Below are 7,420 nucleotides of genomic sequence, written 5' to 3'. Positions count from 1 at the left end.
GCTGTACGTCAACGGGGTCCGCGCCACCCGGGCCCGCTACCCCGACATCGGCTCGGACTTCCAGTTGCAGGGCAGCGACAAGACCAACAAGCTGCTGAAGGTGCTCAGTTCACAGGTCTCCAACTGGGACCACCTCAACCAGGTCGAGATGATGCTGGAAACGCAGTGGGGCGAGAGCTACCTGCGGCTGAAGTCGATCACCTCCGCCAACGGCACCGCCGACGTGTCGATCCAGGACCACGAGGCGGGCATCCTCTTCCCGCGCCCCTTCCCGATCCTCTCCAACGGCTCTCCGCTGCACTTCGAGAACGCCCACGAGTTCCTCGACGAACCGGGCGAGTTCTACGTCGACACGGCCGCGCAGACCGTCTACTACAAGCCCCGCCCCGGCGAGGACATGTCCACGGCCACCGTGCAGGCCCCGACGCTGCAGACCCTTTTCGACATCAAGGGCACAAACCTCGACAGCCCCGCCCACGACCTGCGCTTCTCCGGGCTCACCTTCACCGGGACCACCTGGATGGAAGCGACCGACAACGGCTACCTCAACGGCCAGGGCGGCAACTACAACATCTCGGCCGACACCTCCAACAACCAGTATGTCGGCCGTCCGCCGGCCGGGGTCCAGGCCTCGGACGCCGACCGTCTCGCCTTCACCGGCAACACCTTCGCGCAGATGGGCGCCACCGCCCTCGACCTGCACCACGGCGTGCACGACAGCACCGTGACGGGCAACCTCGTCCACGACATCGCCGGCAACGGAATCATGGTCGGCAAGTTCTCCGACCCGACCGTGGAGTTCCACACCGTCTACGACCCGCCGACCTCTCCGGCCGGCGAGGACGCCCGGGAGGTGGTCAAGAACGTCACCGTCAAGGACAACCTGATCACCCGGATCGGTGAGGACTACCTGGGCACGGCGGGCATCAACGCGGGCTTCGTCAACAGCACCACCATCGACCACAACGACATCTCCGACACGCCATGGGCCGGCATCTCGCTCGGCTGGGGCTGGCAGTCGGCGGCCAACGCCGAAGGCAACAACAGCGTCAGCTACAACCGGATCGGCAACGTGATGAACCGGCTCTGCGACTCCGCCGGCATCTACCACCTCTCGAACGACCCGGGCACGGTCTTCAACGGCAACTACATCCACGATGTGGTGCGTATGCCGTCCGCCTGCACTTCCGCGGTCAGCGGCATGTACCTGGACGAGGGGTCGAACAACATGACCCTTTCCCACAACGTGCTGTCGCACACCGACGGATTCATCAACCAGAACCGCAACGGCTCCAACGTCACGCTCACCGACAACACGACGTCCGGCGACTCGGTGATCAAGGCCTCCGGTCTCGAGTCCGCCTACCAGGGGCTGGCAGCGAAGGTCAACCTCGCCTACAACAAGCCGGCATCCTCCTCCTCGGTGAGCAGCTCCACCTGGGCGGCGGCCAAAGCCGACGACAACGACGGTTCCACGGGCTGGTCGCCGACCGGGACCGACACCTCGGCCTGGTGGCAGGTCGACCTGGGGCACGCCTACCAGCTCGGACAGTTCTCACTGACGACACGTCAGGATCTGGACCAGCCCGAGACGCGCGGCCACTTCGAGATCCAGGCCTCCAACGACCCGTCCTTCGGCACCTACACCGTCCTGGGCCGTCAGACGAACACCCTGCCGCTCGCCTCGACGCTCACGGGCAGCATCGACGTCCGTCAGAAGTTCCGCTACGTACGGGTCGCCAAGACCGACGGCGCGTACTTCTTCATCGCGGACTTCAGTGTGCAGCAGGCCGGCGGGGCGCTGGAGGACTCGACCGGTACGCCGAACACCAACCCGTCGACCTACTACACGATCAAGAACGTCAACAGCGGACAGCTGATGGACGTGTACCAGAACTCCACCGCCGACGGCGGGAGCGTCATCCAGTGGCCGAGCAACGGTGGCGCCAACCAGCAATGGAACATCGTTCCGGTCAGCGGTCAGCTCTACAAGATCGTGAACAGGAACAGCGGCAAGGTCCTCGACATCAATGCCTCCAGTCATCGGAAGGGGACCGCGCTGCAGCAGCAAGGCTACGGCGGCGGCAACAACCAGCTGTGGTACTTCGAGCCGACCAGTGGCGGGTACGTCATCCGCAACTTCGAGAGCAGGCAGGTCCTGGAGGTCGGAGGCGGATCGACGGCCAACGGAGCCGCCATCAGCCAGTGGATGCCGCTGAACCAGTCAAACCAGGCTTGGACGATCCAGTGACAGGGTGACCCGACGAGTCGGCGGATCCGCTCGCCCGGACACGTGCGCCCGCCCCGAGCCCCCATCAGCCCGCCCCCAGAGCCCACGGCGAACCCGATGGGGGCGCGGCTTGCTGTCCCCGTAACGATGAACAAGGGAGTACATGGTGCCTGCCCTGCTCAATTTCCGAAAACTGCGCCGGGGGGTGGTTGTCTGCCTGACCGCGGTGGCGCTCGCCTTCGCCGGCTTGATCGCCTTCAGCAGTGCCTCGCAGGCCGCTGCACAAGGGCCGTGCGACATCTACGCGGCGGGCGGCACCCCGTGCGTCGCGGCGCACAGCACCACCCGCGCGTTGTTCGCCTCCTACAACGGCCCGCTCTACCAGGTACAGCGGTCATCGGACAGTACGCTGCGGGACATCGGGCCGCTGTCGGCCGGAGGCGTCGCCGACGCCGCGGCGCAGGACTCCTTCTGCGCCGGCACGACGTGCACCATCACCCGCCTCTACGACCAGACCGGCGGCGGCAACACCCTGGTCTACCAGGGACCCGGCGGCACCGGCGGCGCCGACACCGCGGCCACCGCGAACACCGAAGCACTCAGCGTGGGCGGCCACAAGGCGTACGCGCTGTACATCAACCCCGGCAACAGCTACTTCGCCTACAACTCCGCCGGGGGCGTGCCGACCGGCAGCTCCCCCGAGGGCGAGTACATGATCACCAGCGGCACCCACGTCAACAACAAATGCTGCTTCGACTACGGCAACACGGAGATCGACCACCACGCGGACGGCAACGGCGCCATGGACGCGATCAACTTCGGCACCGAATGCTGGTTCGGCGGCTGCAGCGGAACCGGCCCGTGGGTGCAGGCCGACATCGAAAACGGCCTGTTCAGCGGCGGCAGCAAGACCTGGAACCCCAGCCAGGCCGCCCAGACCAGCCGCTTCGTCACCGCGATGCTCAAGAACAACGGCTACGACGAGACCCTGCACGGATTCGACAAGAGCGCCGCCAAGCTCGGCGTCGACCGGATCGACCTGCTGATCCTGCACCAGGCGCTGCCGTCCGAGTTCGACCGGACCCTCGACGCCTACCGGGCGCTGGAGAAGCTCCTGGCCGATGGCAAGGTCCGCGCGATCGGCGTCAGCAACTTCATGGTCGACCACCTCACCCGTCTGCTCGACGCCACCGATGTCGTCCCGGCCGTCAACCAGCTGGAGATCCACCCGTACTTCCAGCAGCGCTCCGTTCTCGACTTCGACACCGCCCGCGGCATCCTCAGCCAGGCGTGGTCCCCCATCGGAGGGATCACCTTCTACCCGGGCTACGGCGAGGATCGCCGAAGCGTCCTTCAGGACCCGGCCGTCACTGCCATCGCCGAGAGGCACGGCAAGAGCGCCGCCCAGGTGATGCTGCGCTGGGGCCTGCAGCAGGGCCGCTCAGTCATCCCCAAGTCCGCCAAGCGCCACCGCATCGCCGAGAACATCGACGTCTTCGACTTCGAGCTCACGGCAGATGAGCTCACCGCGCTGGACGCGCTGGAGACCGGCCGGCGCGGCGGTCCTGAGCCGGAGAACGTCACCCTCGCCGCCTACGGCCGCGCCATCCCCGAAGCCTGACCTTCACCCCGTACGACCTGCAAAAAGGAAGCACAGTGTCCACCACCGTCCACGCGTTCGGCGCCCACGAGGCCGGTCAGCCGCTCGTCCCCGTCACCATCGAGCGCCGCGACGTCGGCCCCCACGACGTCCGGCTCGACATCCTGTACTGCGGTATCTGCCACTCCGACATGAACTTCGTCGACGGCTCCTTCGGACCGCTCCCGGTCAGCCCGCTCGTGCCCGGCCACGAAATCGTCGGCCGTGTCACCGAGACCGGCTCCGCCGTCACCCGCCACCAGGTCGGCGACCTGGTCGGCATCGGCTGCATGGCCAACTCCTGCCGCGAGTGCGAGAACTGCCAGGCCGGGCAGGAGCAGTACTGCCTGAACGGCCACACCCTCGTCTTCGGCAGCCCCGACCCGGCCCAGCCCGGCGCCCGCACCCAGGGCGGCTACTCCGAGGCGATCGTCGCCCCTGAGGACTTCGTCGTCCGCGTGCCCGAGACTCTCGACCCGGCCGCCGCCGCGCCGCTGCTGTGCGCGGGCATCACCGTCTACGCCCCGCTCAAGCGCTTCGCTGCCCGTCCCGGGACCAAGGTTGCGGTCGTCGGTCTCGGCGGCCTGGGCCACCTCGGCGTGAAGATGGCCAGGGCCATGGGCGCCGACGTCACCGTGCTGTCCCGGTCGGACAGCAAGCGCGAAGCCGCCACTGCCCTCGGCGCCGACCACTACGCCGCGACCGGCGACGGCACCGCCTTCACCGAGCTGGCGAACACCTTCGACCTCATCCTCAACACCGTCAGCGCGCCCATCAATCTGGCGGACTACCTCGGCCTTCTGCGTCTGCACGGCACCATGATCAGCGTGGGTGTCACCACACAGCCGATGCCACTGGACGTCTTCCCCCTGCTGCAGAACGGGCGCTCCTACGCCGGCTCCCTGTTCGGCGGTATCGCCGAGACGCAGGAAATGCTCGACTTCGCCGCCGAGCACAAGGTCACCGCCGACATCGAGCTGATCGGCGCACAGGACATCAACACCGCCTACGAGCGGATCAACGCCTCCGACGTCCGCTACCGGTTCGTGATCGACGGCTCGACCTTCAAGGGGCTGACGGCATGACGCAGCCAACCCACCCGAGCATCAACCGCGTCCTGGTCATCGGCGGGACGGGCAGCATGGGACGCCTCGTCGCCGCCCGCCTGCTCGAGCTGGGTTGCCTGCCGCGCGTGCTCAGCCGCGACCCCGACCGCGCCCGGCGCTCGCTGCCCGATGGCGTCGAGGTGGTGGCAGGCGAACTGGCCGATCAGGCGGCCGTGCGCGCCGCCGTCGCCGGCGTCGACGCTATCGTGATGACCCACGGAGCGCCCTACGGGTCCGGCGACTACGTCGCGGTCGACTACGGCGCCGTGCCCGCGGTACTCGACGCGCTGGACGGACATCGCGTGCCCGTGGTGCTGATGAGTTCGATCGGGGTCACGGCGACCGGCGGGCAGTCGCGGGAGCTGCTGGACTGGAAGCGACGCGGTGAGCGCCTCCTGCGGGTCAGCGGACTGCCGTACACGATCGTCCGGCCCGGCTGGTTCGACGCCGGCAGCACCTCCCACCAGCAGGTGGACCTGCGACAGGGCGACCTGACCGAGTACGGGCCCGTCCGCCGCGACCACGTCGCCGAGACGATCGTCCAGGCCCTGCTGGCCCCGGCCGCCAAGGGCCGGACCGTGGAGGTCTTCTCGGCCGACGGCCCGGCCGTCACCGACTGGCCGGGCGCGTTCCTCGCAGCCGAACCCGACCGGCCGGGCGACCTCGACGGCGCCCGCGACCGGTCCGGACCACGTCCGGAGGCAGAACCCGAGCGTGTCCGCGCCGACCTGCAGCGTCACGCCCACACCGCCTGACACCCCCCATCTGAGGAGACAGTCATGAAGGCAGCCATCTTCCGAGGCGAGAAGCACATCGAGCTCGGCCAGCGTCCCGACCCCACCATCCGGAAGGCGACCGACGCCGTCGTCCGCGTCGTGCGGGGCTGCGTCTGCGGCTCCGACCTCTGGTACTACCGCGGCATCAACCCCCACAAGGTCGGCAGCATCGGCCACGAGTACGTCGGCGTCGTCGAGGCGGTCGGCGAGGACGTGAAGAACCTGGCCGTCGGCGACTTCGTCATCGCCCCCTTCACCTACAACGACGGCACCTGCCCCGCCTGCCGGGCCGGGTTCGAATCCAACTGCGAGCACGGAGGAGCCTTCGGTGACGGCGAGAGCGACGGCGGCCAGGGCGAAAAGGTCCGCGCGCCCTATGCCGATGCGACCCTCGTGAAAGTCCCCGCGCCGGCCGACGGGTTCACCGACGTCCAGCTCGCCTCCTTCACCGCACTCTCCGACGTCATGTGCACCGGCTACCACGCCGCCGTGAGCGCGGGCGTGAAGCAGGGCGACACCGTCGCCGTCGTCGGTGACGGCGCAGTCGGCCTCTCGGCCGTGCTGGCGGCCAAACTCCTCGGCGCCGGCCGGATCTTCGCGCTGAGCCGTCACACCGACCGGCAGGCTCTGGCCAAGGAGTTCGGCGCCACCGACATCGTCGCCGAACGCGGGGACGACGCCGTCTCGGTCGTGCTCGGCCTCACCGGCGGCGCCGGCGTCGACGCCGCGCTCGAATGCGTCGGCACCGACCAGTCCATCGAGACGGCAGCCGGTATCGTCCGCGCCGGCGGCATGATCGGTGCCGTAGGCGTCCCGCTCTACGAAAAGTTCGAGTACAAGACCCTCTTCTGGAAGAACGTCGGTATCAAGGGAGGCGTCGCCCCCGCCCGCCGCTATATCCCCGAGCTGCTGCAGTACGTCCTGGACGGAGTGATCAACCCCGGACTCGTCTTCAACTACTCCACCGACCTCGACCACGTCGCCGACGCTTACGCCGCGATGGACGAGCGCCGCGCGATCAAGTCGCTCCTCGCGGTCAGCCAGCCGTGACTCTGGAACCCTGCACCAGTTCGGCCCGGGGGAAGACCAGGTCAGGCCCCCGCGAGGCTGGCGGCCTGGATCACCAGCTGGTAGCGACGGTCCGTTGGGCTACCCGTACGTCGTCGTGACGGACGTAGTCGGTGGCCAGGTGCAGGCGCCAGTTGGCGCGGGTGCCATACACGGTGGCATCGGTCAGGGTCCGGGCCGTCAAGCGGGCCGTGCCGTCGTCATCGACGCCGAACGCGGTGTCCTTCTCCTCGATGGAGTGGTAGACGAACCGCCCTTGACGCATCTGCGCCAGCCACTCCGCCTTCGGCTGCACATATCCGGTCATGTGGGTGAGGATGAAGTCCTCCGCCAGCAGGCCGTCGAGAGTTGTGGTGTCACCTTCGACCATGGCGTCCAGGTGCGGCTTGATCGGGCGTCAGATCCACCCCGGCAGCCTGTCAGAACCATCTCGCACAACGCCCCGGTTTTGAGAGGGCTTCCGCAAACGGCGACCTGCGGAAACGTGATCGACTCCGGGGCTCTCGCAGAACTCTCGCAACCGGTCTTTTGTGAGAACCACCGACCGGGGAGATCGCCGAGGCCCACGCGGCCCCCGTCCCGGCGGTCGCCCTGGCCTGGC

The 7,420-nt window shown here is 68.2% G+C and carries 6 protein-coding genes; 5 read left to right on the top strand and 1 reads right to left on the bottom strand.

Features of this window, described 5'->3' with window-relative positions:
• From ABZ646_RS35480 to ABZ646_RS35460, 5 genes are all read left to right on the top strand, one after another.
• Positions 1 to 2,251, top strand: a 2,251-nt coding sequence (locus tag ABZ646_RS35480; protein ID WP_360528390.1) for an RICIN domain-containing protein, incomplete at its 5' end; no start/stop codon positions are given.
• Between the two features lie 142 nt (positions 2,252 to 2,393).
• Positions 2,394 to 3,851 (top strand): aldo/keto reductase, encoded by a 1,458-nt coding sequence (locus ABZ646_RS35475; RefSeq protein WP_360528387.1) that lies wholly within the window; start codon positions 2,394 to 2,396, stop codon positions 3,849 to 3,851.
• Between the two features lie 35 nt (positions 3,852 to 3,886).
• On the top strand, positions 3,887 to 4,954 hold the full coding sequence (locus ABZ646_RS35470; protein WP_360528382.1) for an NAD(P)-dependent alcohol dehydrogenase: 1,068 nt from the start codon (positions 3,887 to 3,889) through the stop codon (positions 4,952 to 4,954).
• Positions 4,951 to 5,730, top strand: coding sequence for an SDR family oxidoreductase (locus ABZ646_RS35465; protein WP_360528379.1), 780 nt, complete (start codon positions 4,951 to 4,953; stop codon positions 5,728 to 5,730). The genes ABZ646_RS35470 and ABZ646_RS35465 overlap by 4 nt, the downstream gene beginning before the upstream one ends.
• 24 nt (positions 5,731 to 5,754) lie before the next feature.
• Positions 5,755 to 6,801 (top strand): alcohol dehydrogenase catalytic domain-containing protein, encoded by a 1,047-nt coding sequence (locus tag ABZ646_RS35460; RefSeq protein ID WP_360528376.1) that lies wholly within the window; start codon positions 5,755 to 5,757, stop codon positions 6,799 to 6,801.
• Between the two features lie 70 nt (positions 6,802 to 6,871).
• Here ABZ646_RS35460 and ABZ646_RS35455 read toward each other — a convergent pair whose 3' ends face one another.
• Entirely contained in the window at positions 6,872 to 7,189 is a 318-nt protein-coding gene (locus ABZ646_RS35455; RefSeq protein ID WP_360528373.1) for a nuclear transport factor 2 family protein, read from the bottom strand.
• Positions 7,190 to 7,420: the final 231 nt, after the last annotated feature.

The sequence above is a fragment of the Streptomyces sp. NPDC007162 genome (assembly GCF_040634175.1).
Classification (GTDB): domain Bacteria; phylum Actinomycetota; class Actinomycetes; order Streptomycetales; family Streptomycetaceae; genus Streptomyces.
This window is presented reverse-complemented; position numbering and strand designations above follow the sequence as displayed.

Excerpts from the sequence above, each read along its gene's own strand:
- ABZ646_RS35465 (WP_360528379.1), top strand. The coding sequence starts at position 4,951 with ATGACGCAGCCAACCCACCCGAGCATCAACCGCGTCCTGGTCATCGGC.
- ABZ646_RS35460 (WP_360528376.1), top strand. The coding sequence starts at position 5,755 with ATGAAGGCAGCCATCTTCCGAGGCGAGAAGCACATCGAGCTCGGCCAG.
- ABZ646_RS35455 (WP_360528373.1), bottom strand. The coding sequence starts at position 7,189 with ATGGTCGAAGGTGACACCACAACTCTCGACGGCCTGCTGGCGGAGGAC.
- ABZ646_RS35475 (WP_360528387.1), top strand. The coding sequence starts at position 2,394 with ATGGTGCCTGCCCTGCTCAATTTCCGAAAACTGCGCCGGGGGGTGGTT.